Raw genomic sequence first — 2494 nt, 5'->3', positions numbered from 1 at the left:
TTCTGTGGGGCCGCGGGGGTGGCCCGCGCTCCGCCTAACTCTCTGCCTGCGCGTGCCCCCCCCCCCCCCCCCCCCCCCCCCCCCCCCCCGCTCCCACATTTGATCTGCATCGGTTTCAAGGCAGCAAAAAGGCGCCTCTCGGCGCCTTTTTGTTTTGTTGCGTCAGCTATCAGGCCATTTCAGCCGTGGTTTCGAAGTCGAAGGTCAACTCGCCGTCCTTCAGATCGATATGCACCACGCCACCATGATCTGCCAGTTCGCCGAACAGGATCTCTTCCGCCAGTGGGCGCTTGATCTTGTCCTGGATCAGGCGAGCCATTGGCCGAGCGCCCATTGCCGCGTCGTAGCCACCTTCCGCCAGCCAGTTGCGCGCCGCGTCCGAGACTTCCAGCTGCACGCGCTTGTCTTCCAACTGCGCCTGGAGCTCGGTGAGGAACTTGTCCACCACGCTTTTGATGACCTCATGGCTGAGGCGACCAAACTGAATGATGGTGTCCAGGCGGTTGCGGAATTCCGGCGTGAAACTCTTCTTGATCACTTCCATGGCGTCGGAAGAGTGATCCTGATGAGTAAAGCCAATGGAAGCCCGCGCGGCCGTTTCGGCACCGGCGTTGGTGGTCATGATCACGATCACGTTGCGGAAGTCCGCCTTGCGCCCGTTGTTGTCGGTCAGGGTGCCGTGGTCCATGACCTGCAACAGCAGGTTGAAGACTTCCGGGTGCGCCTTCTCGATTTCATCGAGCAGCAGCACGCAATGTGGCTGCTTGGTGATCGCCTCGGTCAACAGGCCGCCCTGGTCGAAGCCGACATAGCCCGGAGGCGCACCGATCAGGCGCGACACGGTGTGACGCTCCATGTACTCGGACATGTCGAAACGCACCAGCTCGATCCCCATGGCCTTGGCCAATTGCCGCGCCGCTTCGGTCTTGCCGACGCCGGTAGGCCCGGCGAACAGGAACGAACCGACCGGCTTGTCCGGCGACTTGAGGCCAGCGCGGGACAGCTTGATCGCGGTGGACAGCGAGTCGATGGCTGCATCCTGACCAAACACGGTCAGCTTGAGGTCGCGCTCCAGGTTACGCAGCAGCTCCCGATCGGAGGTGTTGACGTGTTTTGGCGGAATCCGCGCGATCTTCGCCACGATATCCTCGACCTGAGGCACGTCGATGCGTTTCACACGCTTCTCTACCGGCTGCAGGCGCTGGTAGGCACCCGCCTCGTCGATCACGTCGATGGCCTTGTCCGGCATGTGCCGGTCATTGATGTAGCGCGATGCCAGCTCGGCGGCTGCACGCAGCGCCTCATCGGTGTACTCGATGCCATGGTGCGCTTCAAAGCGCCCCTTGAGCCCGCGCAGGATGCCAATGGTGTCTTCTACCGAAGGCTCGGACACATCCACTTTCTGGAAGCGGCGCGCCAGGGCGCGGTCTTTTTCGAAGATCCCGCGGAATTCCTGGAACGTGGTCGAACCGATGCAACGGATATCGCCCGAAGACAGCAGCGGCTTGAGCAGGTTCGACGCATCCATCACGCCACCGGAAGCCGCACCGGCACCGATGATGGTGTGGATTTCGTCAATGAACAGGATCGCCTGCGGGCGTTTTTTCAGCTCGCCGAGCAACGCCTTGAAGCGCTTCTCGAAATCGCCACGGTACTTGGTCCCGGCGAGCAATGCGCCCAGGTCAAGGGAGTAGACGACGCTGTTGGCCAGCAGGTCGGGCACCTGGTTATCAACAATGCGTTTGGCCAGGCCTTCGGCAATCGCGGTTTTACCCACGCCTGCCTCACCGACCAACAACGGGTTGTTCTTGCGGCGACGCGCCAGGATCTGCGCCACGCGCTCAACTTCCAGCTCACGCCCCACCAGCGGATCGATCCGCCCCTGGCGCGCCAGTTCGTTGAGGTTGCTGGCATAAGCGTCCAGCGGGTTGCTCGAAGAAGAAGACTCACCGCCCTCGTCATCCTGCATATCCTGCTCACCTTCCGAGTGATCGCCATGCCCCGGCACCTTGGAAATGCCATGGGCGATGTAGTTGACGACATCAATACGGGCAACGCTTTGCTGCTTGAGCAGGAACACAGCCTGGCTTTCCTGCTCGCTGAAGATCGCCACGAGCACATTGGCCCCTGTGACTTCGCGCTTGCCGGAGCTCTGTACGTGGAAAACGGCACGCTGCAGTACCCGCTGGAAGCCCAGGGTTGGCTGGGTCTCGCGGTCCTCGTCATGAACGGGGATCAACGGCGTGGTGGAGTCGATAAACTCCTGCAGGTCATGCTTGAGTTTGTCGAGATTGGCACCACACGCACGCAGTACGGTGGCGGCAGCTTCGTTATCCAAAAGTGCCAGCAGCAGGTGTTCGACGGTCATGAATTCATGACGCTTCGAACGGGCCTCCTTGAAGGCAAGATTGAGGGTGACTTCGAGCTCGCGGTTTAACATAGCTTCACCTCATACCCAAGTGGTCGGAGTTACCCGTCCTTCTCGAGTTCACAG

General features: G+C 61.1%; 1 protein-coding gene. It reads right to left on the bottom strand.

The window, feature by feature from the left end:
* Positions 1–169: 169 nt before the first annotated feature.
* Positions 170–2440: an ATP-dependent Clp protease ATP-binding subunit ClpA gene (gene clpA / locus ACIOMR_RS30855; protein WP_003219606.1), complete on the bottom strand. Its 2271-nt coding sequence runs from the start codon at positions 2438–2440 to the stop codon at positions 170–172.
* Positions 2441–2494: the final 54 nt, after the last annotated feature.

The organism is Pseudomonas sp. NPDC087814, assembly GCF_044742865.1.
In the GTDB taxonomy this organism is placed as follows: domain Bacteria; phylum Pseudomonadota; class Gammaproteobacteria; order Pseudomonadales; family Pseudomonadaceae; genus Aquipseudomonas.
Note: the sequence above shows the minus strand (reverse complement) of the source record. Positions and strands in the feature narration are given on the sequence as shown.

Coding starts and splice junctions, on each gene's coding strand:
- clpA (WP_003219606.1), bottom strand. CDS start 2,440: ATGTTAAACCGCGAGCTCGAAGTCACCCTCAATCTTGCCTTCAAGGAG.